18 protein-coding genes and 1 pseudogene are annotated in these 20,030 nt (G+C 62.4%); 12 read left to right on the top strand and 7 right to left on the bottom strand.

What is annotated here, in order from left to right; translation table 11 throughout:
- Window position 1 precedes the first annotated feature (1 nt).
- The 10 genes and pseudogenes from EB230_RS32740 to EB230_RS24765 all read left to right on the top strand — a co-directional run.
- Window positions 2-160: pseudogene (locus EB230_RS32740) on the top strand (aminoglycoside phosphotransferase); the annotation flags it as partial.
- Between the two features lie 742 nt (window positions 161-902).
- On the top strand, window positions 903-2,063 hold the full coding sequence (locus EB230_RS24805) for a porin (protein ID WP_056563420.1): 1,161 nt from the start codon (window positions 903-905) through the stop codon (window positions 2,061-2,063).
- Between the two features lie 133 nt (window positions 2,064-2,196).
- A complete protein-coding gene (gene recO / locus EB230_RS24800; RefSeq protein ID WP_056563417.1) occupies window positions 2,197-2,958 on the top strand; it encodes a DNA repair protein RecO in 762 nt (253 codons plus the stop codon).
- Window positions 2,955-3,473 (top strand): PaaI family thioesterase, encoded by a 519-nt coding sequence (locus EB230_RS24795; protein WP_056563414.1) that lies wholly within the window; start codon window positions 2,955-2,957, stop codon window positions 3,471-3,473. The genes recO and EB230_RS24795 overlap by 4 nt, the downstream gene beginning before the upstream one ends.
- 82 nt (window positions 3,474-3,555) lie before the next feature.
- The gene (locus tag EB230_RS24790) at window positions 3,556-6,324 is read left to right on the top strand and encodes a DUF2339 domain-containing protein (protein ID WP_056563412.1); all 2,769 of its coding nucleotides are present in this window, start codon (window positions 3,556-3,558) and stop codon (window positions 6,322-6,324) included.
- Window positions 6,325-6,486: 162 nt separating this feature from the next.
- Window positions 6,487-7,005, top strand: coding sequence for an RNA polymerase sigma factor (locus EB230_RS24785; RefSeq protein ID WP_056563409.1), 519 nt, complete (start codon window positions 6,487-6,489; stop codon window positions 7,003-7,005).
- Complete coding sequence (locus tag EB230_RS24780; RefSeq protein ID WP_056563406.1) at window positions 7,002-7,793, top strand: anti-sigma factor; 792 nt, start codon at window positions 7,002-7,004, stop codon at window positions 7,791-7,793. The genes EB230_RS24785 and EB230_RS24780 overlap by 4 nt, the downstream gene beginning before the upstream one ends.
- Before the next feature lie 207 nt (window positions 7,794-8,000).
- Window positions 8,001-9,107: a peptidase C39 family protein gene (locus EB230_RS24775; RefSeq protein WP_056565568.1), complete on the top strand. Its 1,107-nt coding sequence runs from the start codon at window positions 8,001-8,003 to the stop codon at window positions 9,105-9,107.
- On the top strand, window positions 9,104-10,570 hold the full coding sequence (locus EB230_RS24770) for a RimK family protein (RefSeq protein WP_056563403.1): 1,467 nt from the start codon (window positions 9,104-9,106) through the stop codon (window positions 10,568-10,570). Before EB230_RS24775 ends, EB230_RS24770 begins: the two co-directional genes overlap by 4 nt.
- Before the next feature lie 119 nt (window positions 10,571-10,689).
- Window positions 10,690-10,962 carry a DUF3303 family protein gene (locus EB230_RS24765; protein ID WP_056563399.1) on the top strand — a complete coding sequence of 91 codons (273 nt, stop codon included), beginning with the start codon at window positions 10,690-10,692 and terminating at the stop codon, window positions 10,960-10,962.
- Between the two features lie 15 nt (window positions 10,963-10,977).
- On the opposite strand, the gene EB230_RS24760 is transcribed toward EB230_RS24765, so the two are convergent.
- Window positions 10,978-11,895 carry a LysR substrate-binding domain-containing protein gene (locus EB230_RS24760; protein ID WP_172374127.1) on the bottom strand — a complete coding sequence of 306 codons (918 nt, stop codon included), beginning with the start codon at window positions 11,893-11,895 and terminating at the stop codon, window positions 10,978-10,980.
- Window positions 11,896-12,007: 112 nt separating this feature from the next.
- On the opposite strand from EB230_RS24760, the gene EB230_RS24755 reads away from it, so the two are divergent.
- Complete coding sequence (locus tag EB230_RS24755) at window positions 12,008-12,898, top strand: fatty acid desaturase family protein (protein WP_172374126.1); 891 nt, start codon at window positions 12,008-12,010, stop codon at window positions 12,896-12,898.
- A gap of 16 nt (window positions 12,899-12,914) precedes the next feature.
- Here EB230_RS24755 and EB230_RS24750 read toward each other — a convergent pair whose 3' ends face one another.
- From EB230_RS24750 to EB230_RS24740, 3 genes are all read right to left on the bottom strand, one after another.
- On the bottom strand, window positions 12,915-15,056 hold the full coding sequence (locus EB230_RS24750) for an EAL domain-containing protein (protein WP_172374125.1): 2,142 nt from the start codon (window positions 15,054-15,056) through the stop codon (window positions 12,915-12,917).
- A gap of 65 nt (window positions 15,057-15,121) precedes the next feature.
- Window positions 15,122-15,757, bottom strand: coding sequence for an HD family hydrolase (locus EB230_RS24745; RefSeq protein ID WP_172351199.1), 636 nt, complete (start codon window positions 15,755-15,757; stop codon window positions 15,122-15,124).
- A complete protein-coding gene (locus tag EB230_RS24740) occupies window positions 15,757-16,617 on the bottom strand; it encodes a folate-binding protein YgfZ (protein WP_172374124.1) in 861 nt (286 codons plus the stop codon). Before EB230_RS24740 ends, EB230_RS24745 begins: the two co-directional genes overlap by 1 nt.
- Before the next feature lie 75 nt (window positions 16,618-16,692).
- Here EB230_RS24740 and EB230_RS24735 point away from each other — a divergent pair, with 75 nt between their 5' ends.
- Window positions 16,693-18,024, top strand: a complete 1,332-nt coding sequence (locus EB230_RS24735) for a dihydroorotase (RefSeq protein WP_172374123.1) — start codon at window positions 16,693-16,695, stop codon at window positions 18,022-18,024.
- A gap of 38 nt (window positions 18,025-18,062) precedes the next feature.
- Here EB230_RS24735 and EB230_RS24730 read toward each other — a convergent pair whose 3' ends face one another.
- The 3 genes from EB230_RS24730 to EB230_RS24720 form a co-directional block, all read right to left on the bottom strand.
- On the bottom strand, window positions 18,063-18,854 hold the full coding sequence (locus tag EB230_RS24730) for a hypothetical protein (protein ID WP_056563387.1): 792 nt from the start codon (window positions 18,852-18,854) through the stop codon (window positions 18,063-18,065).
- Between the two features lie 71 nt (window positions 18,855-18,925).
- On the bottom strand, window positions 18,926-19,183 hold the full coding sequence (locus EB230_RS24725; protein WP_008874920.1) for a hypothetical protein: 258 nt from the start codon (window positions 19,181-19,183) through the stop codon (window positions 18,926-18,928).
- Between the two features lie 454 nt (window positions 19,184-19,637).
- Window positions 19,638-20,015 (bottom strand): TIGR02301 family protein, encoded by a 378-nt coding sequence (locus EB230_RS24720; RefSeq protein ID WP_172374122.1) that lies wholly within the window; start codon window positions 20,013-20,015, stop codon window positions 19,638-19,640.
- Window positions 20,016-20,030 lie beyond the last annotated feature (15 nt).

Raw genomic sequence — 20,030 nt, 5'->3', positions numbered from 1 at the left:
CATGGATAGCAGGCTCATCATCGATACGGCTCTGGTCCGCCGGCTGGTCGTCACGCAATTCCCCTTGTGGAAGTGTCTTGCAGTCAGGCCCGTTGAACTTGGCGGATGGGACAACAGGACCTTTCATCTTGGCGACGAGATGACCGTGCGGCTGCCAAGCGGTGTCGGCGATCCTTCCTGCGACCCCACGATCGCCTGTGGAAAGTGCTGATCACCGCCGCCGGCCATACGAACAACCAGGCAGAAGTCGAAGAATCCGGACAAGTGATCGGCGAAGTGCTGGCCGATTACAGGAATTCAGCCTGATCCGATTCCGCCATTGCTCTTGCTTCTTGCCGCCTGCATTTGTCGCATTGGGCTTGAAAAGTGGTCCCGCAGCGGCTCACGGTGAGGGGTGGCTGTCACAATCGATAACGCCGGAACGTGCGCCGTCCTGTCTGGACCGCCTTCGCGAAATTGACCGACCATCGCAGATGGCGTTGAAGTTCCCCTGCGTCATCGCAAGGTGGAGGACATCAGCCTGTCATCTCCTTAGCGCAACGCAGCGGTTATTTCTGAGTAGAAGTAGCAAAAAATGCCATTTTAAGCCTATTAATCGGAAGAATGTCATAATGAAAGTATAGTTAGCCGTGAAACTATCCGAATATATATTGAATATATGACATTGTGCCATTTGTGCCAAGCGCGATATAGGTAAGTGTTATTTGTGCAACACAGCATTAATCTGTTCGCGGAATCGTCTTTATTTCCAAAACCGTCATTGAAGGCGGAGGATTGATGGGTATGTTCGCCGCGAAAAGGGGACGCGGTGCGCGCCTTTTCGTTGTGGGGGTGAGGCGGGAAAACATATCCGCCAGCCACAAATCCGAAGCCATTTAAACTATGACTGGAGAGGTCAGAAAATGAACATCAAGAGCCTCCTTCTCGGCTCAGCCGCGGCCCTGATCGCGGTTTCCGGCGCTCGCGCCGCGGACGCGGTTGTCGTCGCCGAACCGGAACCGGCCGAATACGTCAAGATCTGCGACGTCTACGGCGCCGGCTACTTCTACATCCCCGGCACCGAGACCTGCCTGCGCATCGGCGGCTATCTCCGCTATGACATCGGCGTCGGCGATTCCGGCACGCTGGACGGCGTCAACAACGTTCCGGACGACAAGGAGCGCGGCAAAACCAACGACACCTATTACAAGAATATGCGCTTCGCGCTGAGGACCTATACCGGCCAGGAAACCGAGCTCGGCACATTGAAGACCTTCACCGAGACCCGTTTTCAATTCGGCAACAAGTCCGGTGACTACACTGGCGGCGCCACTGACTGGCAGGCCGTGAGCAAGCCCGTTACCCTCAACTTCGCCTGGATCCAACTCGGTGGCCTGCGCGTCGGTAAGGATGAAACGGCATACGATGCCTTCATCGGTTACGCCGGCAATGTCATCCAGGACACGATCATTCCGTACGGGATCAAGGACACCAACGTCGTCCAGTACTACTTCGACGCGGGCAGCGGCTTCACGGGTGTGGTCTCGCTCGAAGAAGGCACTGGCGCGAACACGATCGACAGCTATGTTCCGCATGTCGTCGGCGGCTTGAAGTACAAGGGCGACTGGGGTGCGATCACCGGCGTCGTCGCTTATGACAGCAACTATGAAGAAGTGTCCGGCAAGGTTCGCCTTGACGTCAACGTCACCAAGGAGCTGTCACTCTTCGTCATGGGCGGCTACGGCACCGACGACAATTCCAAGGACGACGCTGCCAACTTCCTCAAAATCCATGGCCGCACTCAGTACAAGCCCTGGGGCGGAAATTGGGCCGTCTGGGGCGGCGGCACATACAAGTTCAACGACAAGACATCGTTCAACGTCCAGGCGTCGGCTGACGACGACAAGAACTATGCCTTGGCCGCGAACGTTGCCTACACCATCGTCCCGGGCTTCACGATCACCACCGAAGTCGACTGGGATCACTACGGCAACTACGGCAACCCTTCTGTCTACGGCAACTGGTCCAAGGCCGATAAGAAGGATGGCGTCGGCGGCATCGTCCGCTTCCAGCGCAACTTCTAATCGATCTACTGACCTTACCAGACCGCCCGCAGCGTATTGCTGCGGGCGTTTTTTACGCACATCCCGAAGCCAGTCTGCTGGGCGCCAGGCCCATACCTTGATTTCGCCATCCAACCGGTGAAAAGCTCTGGGCATGGAATGGCGCGACGAGGGAATCATTCTCGGCACCCGCAAGCATGGCGAAACCAGCGCCATTCTCGAGGTGATGACACGCGCGCATGGCCGTTATCTCGGCCTCGTTCGCGGTGGCCGTTCGCGAAAGCAGCAGCCTGTTCTCCAACCCGGCAATCGCGTCGATCTCTTATGGCGGGCGCGCCTTGACGAACATCTCGGTACGTTCCAGGTCGAGGCGATCGAAATGAACGCCGCCCGGCTGATGGACAGCGCCGTCGCCGTCTACGGGCTGCAGACCATGGCCACGCATCTGCGCCTGTTGCCCGAGCGTGACGCCCATGGCGGCCTTTACGAAGCGCTCGCCGTCATGATCGCCCATCTCGACGATGCCGATGCCGCCGGAGAGTTGGTAGCGCGTTTCGAGCTTCTGATCCTTGATGAACTCGGCTTCGGTCTCGATCTCAGCCAATGCGCCGCCACCGGCTCGCGGCAGGACCTTGCCTATGTCTCGCCGAAGTCGGGCCGCGCGGTGTCGCGCGACGCCGGCGCGCCCTGGCGCGACAAGATGCTGGTGCTGCCGGCGTTTCTGCAGCGCGGCTCCGGCTTGCGTGCGGATCCGGCGGCGGTCGAGGATGCCTTCCGGCTGACCGGGTTTTTCTTCACGCGCCACGTCTACGAGCCGCGTGCCATCGAACAGCCCGATGCCCGCGCCGGCTTTCTCGCCGCCTTGCGCAAGCACCATGCGACGCGCAAGACCATCGCCGGAGACAATGCAGCATGACCGAAGTCGAACTGTATCCGGGCCGGGTCTCGCCGCTCGGCCTCGGCACAATTCCTCACGTCGACATCCTGAAATACACTGGCCTGGAACTGCTGCAGCGCATCATCGACGGCGGATATCCGGCGCCGCCAATTTCCTTTCAGTTGAATTTCGCCCTTTCCGAAGTGTCGGAGGGGCGGGCGGTTTTTCGCGGCATGCCGAGCGAGCGTCACCTCAACCCGCTGGGCAGCGTGCATGGCGGCTGGGCGGCGACGCTGCTCGATTCGGCATTGGGCTGCGCCGTGCAGACATTGCTTGAAAAAGGCGAGGCCTATTCGACGGCGGAGTTCAAGGTGAATCTCACGCGGCCGATCACGCCCAGGACCGGCGAGGTGGTCTGCGAAGGCAAGGTGGTCCACAAGGGCCGCACGCTAGCCGTATCGGAAGCGACGCTGAAGGATGCCGGCGGCAAGCTGCTGGCATTCGGCACGGAGACATGTTCGATATTTCCAGCCGCCAATCTGGCGGCACGTTGAGTTTCCAGCCGTCTGGCCGCCGTATTTGAATGTCAGTGAGATGAAAAGTCAGTGAAAACTGGCCTGGTTTGGGGGAACCGCCATGTTTGAGAGCCTGATCGGCCTTGTCGCCATCATCGCCTTGTTCGTCATCATTTCACGCCAGCAGAACCGCATCGGTCTGATCGAGCGCGAGCTTGGCGCGCTGCGTAGCCTTGTCCTTTCAGGCGTTATGCCGCCGGTGGCCAAGCCGCCCGAGCAGGCCGCGACCGATGGCGGGGCGGACACCGTGCCGGTGGCTGCAGCGGCGGCTGATATCGCCTCGTCAGCGGTAAGCGAGCCGGCGGTGGCGGAGACGCCGACTCCAGAGACACCGACCACGGAGACCGAATCCCCACCGGGCGAGATCCTGTCCGGCCCCTGGTCCGCGGGCGAGGCTCCGAAGGCAGCTGAACCTGTCGAGCCGGCCGTGGCGGCAAAGGCTCCCGGCAAGCCGGATATCGAGACGGCGCTCGGCACACGCTGGGCCGTCTGGGTCGGCGGCATCGCGCTGGCACTGGGTGGCCTGTTCCTGATCCGCTACACGATCGAGGCCGGCATTTTTGGCCCTGGCGTGCGTCTCACCATGGCAGCGGTGCTCGGCTTGGTGCTGGTCGCCGGCGGCGAGTTCATTCGCCGCACCGGCTTCAAGGTGCCGGTGCAAGGTGTTGCGGGCGCCTATATTCCGGCAATCCTGACGGCGGCCGGTGCCTTCATCCTGTTCGGCACCGTCTATGCCGCCCACGGCATTTACGGCTTCATCGGCCCGGCGCTCGCCTTTACGCTGCTCGGTGCCATCGGCGTTGCCACCATCGCGGCGGCTCTCGTCCATGGCCAGGCTCTGGCCGGCATCGGCCTTGTCGGCGCCATGGTGACGCCGGTGCTGATCGCCTCCCAGGCACCCAATCCCTGGGCGCTGTTCGGCTATCTCGCCATAGTGCTCGCCGCCACCGGCGTCATTGCTCGCCTGCGCGACTGGAAAGCGCTGATGGCGGCCGCCTTTTTCGGCACCGGCATCTGGACCATCCTCTACATGACCGATGCGCCGGGCGTGAACCTGCCCGCAATCCTGTTCATCGACGCCGTCACGCTGGCCATCCTCGCTTTTGTCTGGCTTGGCGGCCATCGCGACGAAACCGCCAGGGCCTTTGACTGGCCGTCCATCGTGCCTGGTCTGTTCGTTGCCTTCTCGGCGCTGGGCCTGTCGGTCGACCCGGCCTTCGCCGCTGCGGGCTATGCCTTGCCAGGCGCCGCGATCCTCGCGGCGATGGTGGCCGTTGCGCTCTATCGTGCGCCGGCCCTGCCGCTGCTTTACGCCTCGGGGCTGGCGACTGTACTGATCTATCTCGGCATCATCCCCCCAACCTCGATCGCGTCCGATTTTTCGGCCGGCGCTTTCGGCGTCGATGGCTTGCCCTTGGCCACGGCCAATGGTCTGACCTTGCGCATTGGCATTGCACTGGGCCTGGTCTTCATCGGCGCGGGCTTGTGGGCCGCCCGCAAGTTCGCGGCATCGTCCTGGTTGCGGTCCGCCTCTTGGGCTGCATCGGGTGTCATCGTGCCGCTGGTCATCCTGCTGGCGCTCTGGTTCACCTTCGGCAACCTCGACCGTGACTTTGTCCATGCCGCCGTTGCGGCCCTGCTGGTCGTGGTCTTCGCCGCCGGCGGCGAATGGATCGCGCGCGCCGAGGAGCCGCCGCTCAAGGGCGGCATGGCGGTATCGTTTGCCTTGGGCGGCGCGGCGATCGCCGGCCTCTTGATGCTGCACATGGCTTTCGATTCCGGCTGGACCACCATTCTGCTCGGTGCCGCGGCCATCGTCCCTGCGCTGGCAACGCGCTGGCGTTCTTATCCTGTGCTCGGCTGGATTTCGGTTGGTGCCGTGATCGCGGTGCTTGGCCGTGTCGCCTTCGATCCGACGATCGTCGGCGCCGAATTCCTGTCGACGACGCCGGTGTTCAACTGGCTGCTGCCGGGATACGGCGTACCGGCGCTCGCCTTTGGCTTCGCCGCCTGGCAGCTTGCCGGCACCACCAATGGCCGGCCGCGCCTCGCCATGGAGGCGGCCGCGGCGCTGTTTGCGCTGCTAACCGTCGCCATGCTGGTGCGTCACGCCATGCATGGCGGCGTCATCGACACGGGCGCGATGACGCTCGCCGAACAGGCGATCTACACGCTGATCGCCATCGGCGCCGGCGTCATCCTGGTCGCCATCGACATGCGCTCGCCAAGTTCGGTGCTGCGCTATGGTTCGATGGCCGCCGGCGTGGTTTCGGTCGCCCTCATAGTCATCCGGCATTTGGTGGTGCTGAACCCATTATTCACTGACGAATCGACAGGCCGGATCCCGGTCTTCAACCTGTTGTTCCTCGCTTATCTGCTGCCAGCGGTCGCCGCCGGCGGCCTGGCGCTCTATAGCAGGGGCAAACGGCCGAGATGGTATTCGGCAATGCTGGCACTGGTGGCGGCAGTGCTTGCCTTCGCCTATGCCACGTTCTCGGTGAGGCGTCTGTTCAAGGGCGAGTTCATCGGCTTGTGGAGCGGCCTCGGCCAGCTGGAAACCTACACCTATTCGGCGCTCTGGCTGGTGATCGGCGTGGCATTGCTCACAGCCGGCGTCTGGCTGAAGTCACAGGTGCTTCGCATTGCCTCCGCCGTGCTGATCGCGGTTGCGGTGCTGAAGGTCTTCCTCTTCGACATGTCGGAGTTGGAAGGCGTGCTCAGGGCGCTGTCCTTCATAGGCCTTGGCGCCGTGCTGATCGGCATCGGCCTGTTTTACCAGCGGCTGCTGACCAGGGCTGCGAAGGAGACGATACCGGTCGCGGAGCAATGACGGCACGGCGCTCAACCAGCCGGGAATAATCCGGCACTCGCCAGCGTTATCTCATTGCTTGGGTGACCAGGGCGGCGGACCGCTTCGCGCTGGCCGCTTGCGCCACGCCGGAAAGGCGCGTTCAATCGGGATTAACAAAGGGCGACCTCAGAACCAGCGGTCATGGACGAAAAGAAGGCAGCAATCCTTGGCGAAATACCGCGCCTGCGCCGCTACGCACGCTCGCTTTTGCGCGACCGCGATTCTGCCGACGATCTCGTTCAGGACTGTCTCGAGCGCGCACTCATGCGGCTCGACAACTGGCAGACGGGAGAAAGCCCCAGGAGGTGGCTGTTTACGATCATGCATCATTTGTTCATCGACCAGATGCGCAAGGTGAACCGTCGCGGCGAAGCGGCGATGCTTCCACTGGAGGCGGGCGAGGCGGTTGCCCAGCCGGCCGAACAGTTGGAGGGCATTGCCTCGCGCGAGATCATCGACGCGCTGCAGGCGATCAGCCCCGATCGCCGCGCGGCCCTTGTCATGGTTGCCATCGAAGGGTTTTCCTATGCCGAGGCCGCCAATATTCTGGGCGTGCCCGCCGGCACGCTGATGTCGCGCATTGCACGCGGGCGTGAGGAATTGCGCGGATTGCTGGATGACACGGCACGCCGGCGCGCGATAAGGATCGTCGAGAAATGATCCGCCGCGATTTTTCCGAACGTGACATCCATATGGCGCTCGATGGCGAACTGCCGGCCGACGAGCGTACCGATTACGATGCCTGGCTTGATGCCAATCCCGAGATGAAGGCCAGAAGCGCCCGCTTCACAGCCGACCGGGAGGCTTTGCGCTCGGCCTTTGCCGGTGTGCTGGATGAGCCTGTTCCCGCGCGCTTGCGCAAGATGGTGCTCGGCGAAGCGCCTGTTAGGACGGCGATACCACGCTCGCGCTGGTGGCTTGCCGCGGCTGCGGCCGTGCTTCTGGCCATGGGCGGATTTGGCGGCTACTTTGCCGGCATTGACGGCATCGGACAGGAGAATCCCGCCGAGGATCGGCTGGCCGAACAAGCGATCGCCGCCCATGTCATCTACGCTGCCGAGAAGCGGCATGCGGTGGAAGTGCCGGCCAGCGACAAGGATCATTTGCAGACCTGGCTGTCCAACCGGGTCGGGCTGAAGCTGGTGGCGCCGGACTTGAGCGCGAACGGCTTTCAACTGATCGGCGGCCGGTTGCTGCCTGCTGGCGAAAGCAAGGCCGCGATGCTGCTCTACGAGGACGACAAGGGCGAGCGCATATCCCTCTTCGTCACGGCCGAGGCGACGGAGAATGCCAAGGGCACCTACGCTTCGGCGCAGGATGGCCCGCAGGCTGTCTACTGGCTGGACAAGGGCTATGGCTGCGCCGTCGTCGGTTCGCTGCCGCGCGAGCAATTGGCGGTCGTGGCCAAGAGTGCCTATGGCCAGCTTCTGGCAGGCCTGGCAAGCTGAGTTGGCCGCGATCATCCGCCGCCGGCGACCTGTAAAAAAGCGATTCTGTTCAAAGCCCGCGAGCTTTCTTGCCGCCACGGAACCTGTCACAATTCGGCCCTAATCAAGGAGCGATAGCGCTTGATGAATACCGGCGCTTCGGCTGGTGTTTGCGACGCTTTTGACTTGGGCCGTTTCCGCAACGCAATCGAGGTTTTCTCAAGTCGCATGCCTGCCGAAATCCGCACGGCCCGCGCCTCTGACGTCGATGATCTCGCCGCCATCGAGAAAGCCGTTTTTTCGAGCGATCGCATTTCCCGCCGGTCTTTCCGCCTGTTCATCGAGCGCGAGACCGCGGAGACGCTGGTCGCCGAAGTCGATGGCCGCGTCGCCGGCTATGCGATCGTGCTGTTTCGCAAGGGCAGTGGGGTGGCCCGGCTCTATTCCGTCGCCGTCGGACCGTTTTTTGGCGCGCTCGGCATCGGGCGCCAGCTGCTGTCGGCCGCGGAGGAGGCCGCCTTCGAGCACGACCGTATGATGCTGCGTCTTGAAGTGCGCGAGGACAACGGCCGGGCCATCCGCATCTATGAGCAGGCCGGTTACCGCAAGATCGGCCGCGAGCCCGGTTACTACGAGGACGGCGCGACGGCGCTTCGCTATGAAAAGACATTGCGCGGCGACCTTCCTGTCGCCACCAGGGTGCCATTCTATCAGCAGACCTGCGAGTTCACCTGCGGCCCATGCTGCCTGATGATGGCAATGGCCAATTTCGACCGCGACTTCGTGCCCGATCCGGTGATGGAAATCCGCCTCTGGCGCGAGGCGACCACTGTCTTCATGATGTCCGGACCGGGCGGTTGCGAGCCGTTCGGCCTGGCTGTGTCGGGGTACGAGAGCGGGCTCGCGGCGGAGATTTTCGTTTCCTTCTACGGCGCGCTGTTCCTGCAGTCGGTGCGCAGCGAGGAGAAGCGCCGGGTGATGGAACTGGCCCAGGTTGACTTTCGCCGCCGCGCGGAACTTTACGGCATCCCGGTGAATTACCGCTCGTTCGCCATCGATGATATCCGCACCGCGATATCAGAGGGAAAACTGGTGCTGGTGCTGATCAGCGGCTTCCTGATGTTCGGCAAGAAGGTGCCCCACTGGGTGCTGGCCATCGGCGATGACGGCGATCACATTCTGATCCACGATCCCTGGGTCGAGGACGAAAGGCAGGAAACCATCCTTGATGCCGCCAACATTCCGGTGCCCTACGACATCTTCATGAACATGGCGCAGTTCGGCCGCGACGGACTGCGTGCCGCCATCACTCTGGGGAAGCGCGATACACAATGACCTGGGTCATTCTTACCGGCCGGCAGAGCGATCTCGACCAAGTGGCGACACCGCACAAGATCATCACCAACCGCGATTACCTCGCGCATCCCTCGCTGTTTCGGGGCCAGCGGCCGAAGGTCATCAATCTATCGAACAATTATGGCTACCAGAGCCGCGGCTACTATGCCTCGCTGCTGGCGAGCTCGCGCGGCCACAAGGTTATCCCGACCGTTGAGACGATGATCGACCTGTCGGAGCGCAAGCTCTACGAACATGCGCTGCCCGAACTGGAACTGGCGCTCAACAAATGTCGCAAGGATCTCGGCGGCGCCTTTCCCGCCAAGGTCTGCATCTTCTTCGGCATCGGCCCGTCAAAGGTCTGGGACCGCTTTGCCAAGCTCCTGTTCGACTGGTTCCGGGCACCGGCCCTGGAGGTCCACATCAAGGACAGCGCCGAATGGGCCTCGATCCGCAAGATCGGCTTTCATCCGCTGGCGCGCATGACAGAGGACGAGGAAAAGAGCTTCATCCAGTGTCTGGAGACCTACACCAACCGCGAATGGCGCGACACCAAGGGGCGCACGCCGGCGCGCTACACCTTTGCCACGTTGGTCGATCCGCACGAGGAATTGCCGCCCTCGGAAATTTCGTCGCTGCGCTACTGGGCCAAGATCGCCGAAAAGATGGGAGTCGAAATCGAGCCCATCACCAGGAAGGATCTCGCCAAGCTGGCGAACTACGACGCCCTGTTCATCCGCGAGACCACGTCGATCTCCAACCACACCTATCGCTTCGCCCGCCGCGCCCAGCAGGAAGGCATGCCGGTCATCGACGATCCGCTGTCGATGATCCGTTGCACCAACAAGGTCTATCTCAACGAGTTGATGTCCTACAACAAGGTGCCGGTGCCGCCGACGGTGATGATCGCCGGCACCTCGGATCTTGAACTCGCGGCGCAGACGCTGGGCTTCCCGCTGGTGCTGAAGATTCCGGATTCGTCCTTCTCGCGCGGCGTCAAGAAATGCGCCAACTTCGAGGAGCTGAAGACGCTCGCCACGGAATGGCTGGAGGATTCCGATCTTCTCATAGCGCAGAAATTCATTCCCACCGAATATGACTGGCGTGTCGGCGTGCTCGGCGGCCAGCCGCTGTTTGCCGTGCACTATCTGATGGCCAAGAAGCACTGGCAGATCGTCAACCACAAGGCCAGCGGCAAGCCCGACCAAGGCGGCATCAAGACCTTCACGCTGAAGGAGACGCCCACCCATGTCGTCGAGACGGCGGTGAAGGCGGCACGCTGCATCGGTGACGGCCTCTACGGCGTCGACCTCAAGGAGACCAAGGACGGCGTCTTCGTCATCGAGGTCAACGATAATCCCAATCTCGACCATGGCTGGGAGGATTCCGGCGAAAAGGACGAGGTCTGGATCCGGCTGACGCAGTGGTTTCTGGAAAGGCTCGACCGGCCGGGGCGGCAATAGTTCGACCCGAGCAACTCGCCGTTTCACGGAAACGGCGAGTTGCTCTATCTATTTGTTTTGAAGCAATTCCGGACGGAAAACCGCTTCACACTTTTCCTGAAATTGCTCTAGGGGGAAACATGCAGTTCATCGTGATCGAGGATTTCACCGGCTGCGATCGCAAGGACATTTACCGCCGCTTTCGCGACCGGGGCCGTCTGAAGCCGGAGGAGCTTGTCGTGCACCACAGCTGGATCGCGGCGGATATGAGCCGCTGCTTCCTGCTCGTCGAGGCCGATGACGTCACGCTCCTGCAGCGCTGGGTCGTCGAATGGGCTGATCTGGTCGAATTCGAGATCGTTCCCGTGGCCACCAGCAAGGACATGGTGGTGGCCTTGAGCGGACACCTGTGACCATCGTGTATCGGTTCAACGCAGCGCCGGTGAGCCCACCATGCGCTGGCATTCCTTGATCAGCCAGTCGCGGAACGCCGCCACGACATCGCGTCTGGCGCTGCGCTCCGGTATAGTCAGGCAATATGGCTGGCGTAGCGCGATTGCCCTGGCTGCCGGCCTTATCAGCCTGCCGTCTTCCACCGCTTCGGCACAATAGACCCCTTGTGCCAGTGCCACGCCCAGTCCCGAAATGGCGAGGTCGAGCGCGGCACGAGACGAGTTGGCCGACAGGCCGCGCTGCGCTGCCCGGCCAGGTTGGACACCGGCCGCCTCGAACCAGTTGCGCCAGGACGGAAACGATGCGCCGGTCGGACCCCAGTCGGTGTGGATCAGCGGCAGCGCTGCAAGAGGATTGTCGCCGGCGTTGATCGCGCTGGAAAGCGATGGTGCGCAGACGGGATAGACGGCGTCCCGGGCGATGTCCTCGGTCGGGTGATCGCGATAGTGCGGACCGTAAGAAAGCCTGATGTCGATCAACTCGCGGTCGAACGGCACCGGGTCGTCGTCACCGCGCAGCGATATATCGGCGGCGCCATGGCTTGCGACAAAACCGTACAGACGCTGCGAAAGCCAGCCCATGGCCATGGATGGCGGCACCGAGACCACCAGGCGTGGGCGAAATGCGTCGCCGCCCAGTTCGCGCGAGACGCTACCGATTTCCTGGAAGGCCATGGTCAGGCGCGGCAGCATCTCCACGCCGGCCTCTGTGAGGACCACTTTGCGGTTGACCCGATGAAACAGCCTGCGGCCCATCTGCTCCTCGACGGTGCGGATAAGCTGGCTGACGGCGGCGGCCGAAACCGAAAGCTCCTCCGCCGCCGCGGCAAAGCTGCCCGTGCGCGCCGCGGCCTCGAAAGCCTGAAGCCCTTTGAGGGATGGAGATGTGACCATGATCGCCATATAGATAAGGTAGGCTTATCCAAATCGCAGGAATCGTCGCTTTTGGAAAGCTTTTTCAACGGCTAGGGTGAGCCTCGTCAAATTGCCAGTCTGGATCAAGCCGATGGACCATCGCGACATAATCGCGTCACTAACCCCGGAAGAACGCAGCCGCCTGACCGCCAAGTCCGACGCCGCGGGTCTCGCTCAGCTCTTCGCTCACTGGGGTGCGATTGCGATCATTGGATCGCTGATCGCCGCGAAAGTGCCATTCTGGCCGTTGCTGATGCTGCCGCAAGGCATCCTCATCGTGTTCCTGTTCACACTGCTGCACGAGACGGTTCATCGCACCGCGTTCGAGACGCAGTGGCTGAACGATGCCGTGGCGCGGGTGTGCAGCCTGGCGCTTGCATTGCCGGCCGACTGGTTCCGCTATTTCCATTTCGCCCATCACCGCTTCACCCAGGATCCCGAGAACGACCCGGAACTGGCCTTTCCCAAGCCGGAAACGCTGCGGCAGTATCTCGTGCATGTCTCCGGCATTCCGCTGTGGTGGGGCCATCTCAAGACGCTCTACGCCAATGCGGCCGGCGGCAGCCAGGAAAGCTATGTGCCGCCGAAAGGTCGACCCAAGGTTAGCGCCGAGGCGCGCGCCATGATTGTCTTCTACGCCGTGCTTATTCTGCTTGCCGTCTATTTCCAGCTCTCCGTGCTCCTTTATGTCTGGATCATTCCGGCTCTGCTCGGTCAGCCGTTTCTGCGCCTCTATCTCCTGGCCGAGCACGGCCGCTGTCCGTTCGTCGCCAACATGCTGGAGAACACAAGAACCACGCTGACCAATTGGGTGGTGCGCAAGCTCGCCTGGAACATGCCGTTCCACGCCGAGCATCACGCCTATCCCGGTGTGCCATTTCATCAATTGCCGCAATTTCACGCGCTGATCGAGCGGTATCTCAAGGTGGTAGAGCCCGGCTATGTCAGCTTCCACGAGAAATATTTGGAAACGCTAAGCTGACCTTGCGCGGACGCCGTCAGCCGATCCGGTTGTGCAGTGCACGCGATTTCAACAGGCGCTGAATATCCGATGCCTTTGAGGGTACGCCGATAAGGTACCCCTGAGCCTCGACACAGCCATTTTCGCGCAGCATGTCGAGCTGCATCTCGGTCTCGACGCCTTCGGCCGTGACAACAATGCCAAGCTCGGTGCCGAGCCCGATGACGGTGCGGACGATCGCCGCGGTGTCGTGATTGGCCATGTCGCCAATGAACGATCGATCGATCTTGATCTTGTCGACCGGGAAACGCCTGAGGTAGCCGAGCGAGGAATAGCCGGTGCCGAAATCGTCCAGCGCGATGCGGATGCCGAGTTCGCGCAACTGACGCAGCGTCTTGAGCACGGCTTTGCTCTCGTCCATCAGCACGGTTTCGGTGATTTCCAGCTCCAGCTGTGCGGCCGGCACGCCAGAAAAGGCCAGCGCCGAGATGACGCTGCGGGCAAAGCCGCTGCTCCTAAGCTGCACGGCCGAGACATTGACCGCGATGCGCAAGCCGGGAGGCCAGCTCGCCGCCGCCGTGCAGGCCGTTCTCAGCGCCCACTCGCCAAGCGGCACGATCAGTCCGGTTTCTTCGGCGGCCGGAATGAATTGGTCCGGAGCGACGGTGCCGCGCGCCGGGGAATGCCAGCGCATCAAGGCCTCCGCGCCGACGATCTCGCCGGAAGCGATGTTCATGATGGGTTGGAAGTCGAGATCGAATTCCTGGCGCGGCAGCGCAGCCTCGAGGTCTACCTCGATCGCCCGGCGGGCCTGCACCACGGCGTCCATTTCGGGCTCGAAGAAGCGATACAGGTTTCTTCCTTCGCTCTTTGCTCGATAGAGCGCCGTATCCGCGTTTTTCAGCAGCGTATCGGCGTCCCTGCCGTCGTCGGGGAAAACGGCAATGCCGAGGCTGATACCGATGTGCATCTCCCGGCTCTTGTCGCGAAACGGTTTTGCGATCGCCTCGACGATGCGCTTCGCCAGCTTTTCCGCCTCGGCGATGCCTCTGGAATCGAACTGCATGATGACGAACTCGTCGCCGCCGAAACGGGCGACGATATCTGTTTGATTGCGCAGGCAGCGCTGCAGCCTCTCGGCGACGCTTTTCAGGAGCCAGTCGCCGGCAGGATGTCCCCAGGTGTCGTTGACCGCTTTGAAGCGGTCGAGATCGAGCGAGAAGACCGCCAACGGCGTAGCCGCCTCATCGTCCAGCGCCAGGTCGAGCCGCTCGCGAAGCATCGAGCGGTTGGGCAGCCCGGTTAGCGTGTCGTGATGCGCAAGATGGGTCATGCGCTCTTCGGTGCGGCGGCGTTCGGTGACGTCGTCGAAGGTCACCACCCAGCCGCCGCCGCTCATTGGCTGGTGCGTGACCAGAACCGTCCTGCCGTCGGTTAGATATCGATAGGCCGAATGCATCTTTGCCGCCACCAGGCAGGCTTCGGTTTTGGCGACTTCGCTATCGACATCGATCTTCGTATAGATGCCGAGTTCCAGCAATCGTTCCAGCGCATCGCGGTGCGTTGTTCCAAGCGGGAGGTCGGCCGCGGTAACGTTGTAGAGCTCCAGAAAGCGCCGGTTGCGCACGATCATCTTGCCGTTGCCGTCGTACATCAGCAGGCCTTGCGACATGTTGGCGAGCGCGGCATCGAAGCGGCGGTGTTGCTCCTTGAGGTCCTGCTCGGCGCGCCGCTGCTCGGTGATGTCCTCGTAGATCGAAACCCAGCCGCCCAAGGCCAGCGGGCGGTGCGAGATACTGACGATGCGGCCATCCGACAGCGTCTCCTCGTAGGTCGAGGGTTTCGCCTGGTCGATATAGGGTTTGCGGATGGCATAAAGCTCGTCTGCGGTTTGCGAGGCGATGCCGATGTCGACGCTGTGCCGCAGGATGTCGATGAAGCGGATGCCCGGACGTATCAGCTTGGCGTCGAGGCGAAAGATATTGAGGTAGTTGCCGTTGCAGATGATCATGCGTTCGTCGGCGTCGAACATGCACAGGCCGTGCGACATGTTCTCGACGGCGGCTGAAAAGCGTTCGTTCTGTTCGCGCAGCTCGTCTTCCATGCGGCGCGAGCGCTCCATGCCTTCGGCCGTCCGCTCCGGCACGACCGAACCATTCTTGACATCCACGACGGGCATGAGGCGCGCCTGCGGTGCGTGATCGAACACCGCAATGTTATCCGTTCCGGTTAATTTAGCGTTTTCTACCCTACCGCCGACGTCGCAACCGGGTGCCGCGACTTCTCGATCCCCGAAAACCGCTTCAGGAAGGCATTTTGCGCGGAGGTTACCGAGCGCGGTGTGAAGTCGAAGCGCTCGGCGGAAAAACCGCGCGGACGGCCGAAGAATTCGGTCGCTTCGGCGGTAGAGAAGCCGGCGAGCAGCGTTGCCTCGAAATAGGCGGCGATCTGGTCGGCACGCTTGATCTCCCTGCGCAGTGCCGCGGCCGGTTCGGGCGGCAGGGAAAAGCGCAGATGGATCGCGCGCTGCAGGCGCAACTCGCAGTCCTTGTAGCTGCCGCCCATCACCGACTTGAACGGCGAGATCATGTCGCCGATGACATATTCGGGCGCATCGTGCAGCAGCGCGGCCAACTGGTCATCGGCCGAAGCTTGTGGCGCCAGTTCGTTGAACAGCGCCTCGACCAGCAGCGAATGCTGGGCAACCGAAAACGCATGCTCGCCGCTGGTCTGGCCGTTCCAGCGGGCGACCCGGGCAAGCCCATGGGCAATGTCCGAAATCTCGATGTCGAGTGGGGAGGGGTCGAGCAGGTCAAGCCTACGGCCGGACAGCATGCGCTGCCAGGCACGCGGCGGCGCACCGGCGCGGTCCGCCGCCATCAGGCTTCCTCCGCGCTGACGGTTTCCTGAGGAAAACGGAATTTGGCCCATGCGGGAATGGTCACCGTCACCGGGACATCGCCAGCCAGGATCGGCAGGCCGGCATCCAAGGCTGCCTTGACCCTGTCTATGCGGGCGATGGCAAGTCCCGTGCCGCCGGTACTCGAGCCGAGTGTACCGACGGGCCGTCCCTCGACGGTGAGGTCGGTGCCCGCGGCGGGCAGGGGAGGACTTGCCTGGACAATCAGCACGCGGCGCCTCGCCGTGCCGCGATGCTGCATGCGCGAGACGACTTCCTGGCCGACATAGCAGCCCTTCCTGAAGCCGACGCCACCCGTCTCGTCGAGCAGGACGTCATGCGGAAAGGCGTCGCCCAACGCGTAGTCGGCGCCGCTCTCGACAATGCCGTGGGCGATGCGGAAGGCTTGCCAGGCGTCGTCGTCGCCGGCGTCTTCGGTGCCGGCATAGGAGCGCGTGACGCCTTCACCGGGAAAGCGCGTGTCGGCAACCGCGGTTGAATCATTTTCCGAAGGGATTGACTCTTTTCCCCACGCAACAGTGACAAGCGCTTGTTCCGATTTGGCAATCTCGACCTTGGCGCGAAGCCTGTAGAGCATCAGCCGGCGAACGAAATCATCTGAAATGTCGGCACGGCATTCGAGGCGGAAGGCGTTTTCACCGGCGCGCGAGATGAGGAAATCGAACAGGATCTTGCCTTGCGGAGTCAAAAGCGCGCCGGGCTTTGCTTCGCTTTCGCCGAGCGTATCGAGATCGGTGGTCAGGATGTTTTGCAGAAAGTGCTCGGCATCCGGGCCGGAAACGGAGATGAGCGCGCGGTCTTTCAGCAGGGCAAAGGGCATGGGGAGGATAAAAGCCTGATCTTGCAAAACGGTTGGCCATTACGTAAGCCGCTGACACTCCCCCCGCAAGAGAGCATGCCCATGACCTACGACCTCATCCTGACAGGCGGCACGGTGGTCAACCATGACGGCGAGGGGCAGCGCGATATCGGCGTGAAGGACGGGCGCATCGCGGTTATCGGCGATCTCCGCCGGGCCTCGGCCGGTGAGACGATCGACTGCCGCGGCTTGCACATCCTGCCCGGTGTCGTCGACAGCCAGGTGCATTTTCGCGAGCCCGGACTGGAGCACAAGGAAGATCTGGAAACAGGCTCGCGGGCGGCGGTGCTCGGCGGAGTCACCGCGGTGTTCGAGATGCCTAACACCAACCCGCTGACCACCAGCGAGGCAACGCTTGCCGACAAGGTCCGGCGCGGCAGCGGCCGCATGCATTGCGACTTCGCGTTTTGGGTCGGCGGTACCCGCGATAACGCCAGGGATGTCGGTGAACTCGAGCGGTTGCCGGGTGCGGCGGGCATAAAGGTCTTCATGGGATCGTCCACCGGCGATCTGCTGGTCGAGGACGACGAAGGTGTCGCTTCGATCCTGAGGAACACCCGCCGTCGTGCCGCGTTCCATTCCGAGGACGAATTCAGGTTGCGCGAACGTCTGGGCGAACGCATCGAGGGCGATCCGTCATCGCATCCGGTCTGGCGCGACGAGATAGCCGCCTTGCGCTGCACCGAACGGCTGGTGCGCATCGCGCGCGACGCTCGCGCCCGTATCCACGTCCTGCACATCTCGACCGCCGAGGAGATTCTGTTCCTTGAACACCACAAGGACGTCGCGACCTGCGAGGCGACGCCGCACCATCTGACGTTGAGTGCCGACGATTATGCCCGGCTCGGTACGCTGATCCAGATGAACCCGCCGGTGCGCGCCTCCCGTCACCGGGACGGCGTCTGGCATGGCATCGCACAAGGCATTGTCGATGTGCTCGGCTCCGACCACGCGCCGCACACGCTGGCCGAAAAGGCAAAACCCTATCCGGCCTCGCCCTCGGGCATGACCGGTGTGCAGACGCTGGTGCCGATCATGCTCGACCACGTCAATGCGGGACGGCTGACCTTGCAGCGCTTCGTCGATCTCTCCAGCCACGGGCCGCAACGTATCTTCGGCATGGCCAGGAAAGGCCGCATCGCCGCCGGCTATGATGCCGACTTCACCATTGTCGACATGAAGCGGCGCGAGACCATCACCAATGCGCAAGCCGGTTCAAGAGCGGGCTGGACGCCTTATGACGGCAAGGAGGTCACCGGCTGGCCGGTCGGCACCGTCATTCGCGGCCGCCAAATCATGTGGGACGGCGAAATCGTGACGCCTGGGCAGGGGCGGGGGGTGGAGTTTTCCGAGGCGTTGCCGGGATAGGCTTCCTCAACCTCCCTTGTCGTGGGGGGTAGGATCGCTCAGTCGCCAGCGACGAAGAACGTCCACTGCCCGGCGGGCGTGATGCCGACGCGATAGAAGATATAGGCGCCGAACTGCTTCATGTCGTCGAAATCGCCGGCGGTTACGATCTTGAACAGTTCGACCCGCTGCTTGGCGTCGAGCTTGTCCAGCGGCAGCGCGAAGAAATACGGCCAGACATAGAGTTCCTGCGGTGTGCCGGCGTCGACATGAACATAGCCGGCACTGAGCACTTCCTCCAGGATGGCCAGGATCTCCTGGCCGTCCGGATCTCCCGACAGGCCTTTGAGGAAGGCGATGGCGTCGCCGTCGATGTCGGCCAGCGACAGTTGGGTCATGCTGTCGCCCTTGCCGATCAGGGGCCTGAGCTTTTCGATATCACCGCTCTTGCAGGCTTCGATGATGAGGTCGTGCATGCGCCGCACGGGCTCAGGCAGCTTGCCGAGGTCGTAGACGACTTCCGGCAAGGGTGCTTCGGGATCGACACGCGGCCTGTTGCTGCCGCCATCCGCAGGACTGTCGGGCTCCGCCGCGTCCGGAGCTGCCGGCTGCTGGCCGGTCGAAGGCGGCGTTCCCACCGGGTCAGGCATGGGAATCGCGCCGCCCGACGACGAAGCGTCGTCATCCGCTGACGGTGTGACGGGTGAGGGAAGCTTTTCGTCCTGGATTTCGCTCAGCGCATAGGCCGGGCTGCTGGCCAGGCACGCCACAAAGGCAATCGCGGCACAGCAAGCGGCGAGGCGGATGTAGAGGACCGGGCCCTTCGACCGGCCGGACATCGGAAAATTCACTGCCCGTTTCTCCTTGGCTCCCGGGCATGATGCCCAAACGGCACTCGATCGTCAAAGAACCGGATGTCGGTTCAGTGCCGCAGCCGCTCGGGTTCGAAGGCGCCAGCAATAACCTTTTCACGCATGCGGTCGAGCAGGGCAAGGGCCGATGTCTCGCCGTTGGCGCGCAGCATTTCACCGAACGCGGTCTCTAGCGCCGCCTCGGCAATGATCTCGGGCTCGATGCCGGCCGAAAGGCCTTCCGCCCAGGCTTCGCTGTGGCTCTCCACCGCCGTCAGGCGTTTCTCTTCCCTGACCAGCGCGTCGATGTCGTTGACACCATGTTCCATAAGCGATGTCCACCCTTTCAAGCGGCGACCCCTCAATGGGGATCATGCTTGATCTGTTCCGTTTACACGCAGCCTAAGTAAGTATCTGTAAATACGACATTTTTTTGATCGTGTTTTACAGGGGGCGGCTGTGTTTGGCGAAGCTGCGTTTCAACCCGGATCAAACTTAGCCGATTAGGCCGGCCTGCGGGTTGAAAACCTTCAGTTTGAGTTAATTTCGCATTCGTGCGGTAACGTTTGATTAACGCTGTTGCAGAAGTGCAACATCAGGATTGCACCAAGACACCGACCGGTACAAGCCGGACTTCTCCAACTTGACCGATGATGGCCCCGATATCTGTTGATGGATTGCCTCAAGCGCGCGGCGCCGAAATCCAGTCATGCAACGCGCATTATGTGATTGTTCTCACGCATGTCGTGTCCACAAAGCCGGCGCGGCTTTGGGCGGCATACGCTAGTTTCCATAGCGCGAGGCGATATCGCGCGACAGCGTCTCGCCTTCCTTCATGTAGCGGTTGATGGCTTCGGTGGCTGAAGCGGTGCACTGGGTATAGGTGCCGCCGAAGGAACGATAGCCGCGATTGAAGCTGGCGATGAACCGGGCACGGCGCTCCGGGTCCGGATTTTCCGAATCGAGCAGTTTTTCCATCTCGCCACGCCACTGGTCGCCCTTCTCCCCGCACAGATTGCGCAGGAAATGCAACGCCCCCAGAACCTCTGCAAGCCGCATCAGCCCCGGCTCGAACGGCGACTCGGCGCTGAGCGCCGGACGCACGGCCACTGCCGTGCTGACGGCTATGCATAAAGCAACAAGAAAAGGAGCGCGGCTCATAGGTCTATGTGGCCA

It is taken from the genome of Mesorhizobium sp. NZP2234, from assembly GCF_013170765.1.
GTDB classification, from domain to species: Bacteria; Pseudomonadota; Alphaproteobacteria; order Rhizobiales; family Rhizobiaceae; genus Mesorhizobium; species Mesorhizobium loti_D.
This window is presented reverse-complemented; position numbering and strand designations above follow the sequence as displayed.

What these genes read in the sequence shown, in the direction of transcription:
- EB230_RS24750 (WP_172374125.1), bottom strand. Translation starts at nt 15,056, where the DNA reads ATGCCCGTCGTGGATGTCAAGAATGGTTCGGTCGTGCCGGAGCGGACG.
- EB230_RS24720 (WP_172374122.1), bottom strand. Translation starts at nt 20,015, where the DNA reads ATGAGCCGCGCTCCTTTTCTTGTTGCTTTATGCATAGCCGTCAGCACG.
- EB230_RS24790 (WP_056563412.1), top strand. Translation starts at nt 3,556, where the DNA reads ATGTTTGAGAGCCTGATCGGCCTTGTCGCCATCATCGCCTTGTTCGTC.
- EB230_RS24725 (WP_008874920.1), bottom strand. Translation starts at nt 19,183, where the DNA reads ATGGAACATGGTGTCAACGACATCGACGCGCTGGTCAGGGAAGAGAAA.
- EB230_RS24760 (WP_172374127.1), bottom strand. Translation starts at nt 11,895, where the DNA reads ATGGTCACATCTCCATCCCTCAAAGGGCTTCAGGCTTTCGAGGCCGCG.
- EB230_RS24745 (WP_172351199.1), bottom strand. Translation starts at nt 15,757, where the DNA reads ATGGCGGCGGACCGCGCCGGTGCGCCGCCGCGTGCCTGGCAGCGCATG.
- EB230_RS24740 (WP_172374124.1), bottom strand. Translation starts at nt 16,617, where the DNA reads ATGCCCTTTGCCCTGCTGAAAGACCGCGCGCTCATCTCCGTTTCCGGC.
- EB230_RS24795 (WP_056563414.1), top strand. Translation starts at nt 2,955, where the DNA reads ATGACCGAAGTCGAACTGTATCCGGGCCGGGTCTCGCCGCTCGGCCTC.
- EB230_RS24780 (WP_056563406.1), top strand. Translation starts at nt 7,002, where the DNA reads ATGATCCGCCGCGATTTTTCCGAACGTGACATCCATATGGCGCTCGAT.
- recO (WP_056563417.1), top strand. Translation starts at nt 2,197, where the DNA reads ATGGAATGGCGCGACGAGGGAATCATTCTCGGCACCCGCAAGCATGGC.
- EB230_RS24755 (WP_172374126.1), top strand. Translation starts at nt 12,008, where the DNA reads ATGGACCATCGCGACATAATCGCGTCACTAACCCCGGAAGAACGCAGC.
- EB230_RS24765 (WP_056563399.1), top strand. Translation starts at nt 10,690, where the DNA reads ATGCAGTTCATCGTGATCGAGGATTTCACCGGCTGCGATCGCAAGGAC.
- EB230_RS24770 (WP_056563403.1), top strand. Translation starts at nt 9,104, where the DNA reads ATGACCTGGGTCATTCTTACCGGCCGGCAGAGCGATCTCGACCAAGTG.
- EB230_RS24735 (WP_172374123.1), top strand. Translation starts at nt 16,693, where the DNA reads ATGCCCATGACCTACGACCTCATCCTGACAGGCGGCACGGTGGTCAAC.
- EB230_RS24805 (WP_056563420.1), top strand. Translation starts at nt 903, where the DNA reads ATGAACATCAAGAGCCTCCTTCTCGGCTCAGCCGCGGCCCTGATCGCG.
- EB230_RS24785 (WP_056563409.1), top strand. Translation starts at nt 6,487, where the DNA reads ATGGACGAAAAGAAGGCAGCAATCCTTGGCGAAATACCGCGCCTGCGC.
- EB230_RS24775 (WP_056565568.1), top strand. Translation starts at nt 8,001, where the DNA reads ATGCCTGCCGAAATCCGCACGGCCCGCGCCTCTGACGTCGATGATCTC.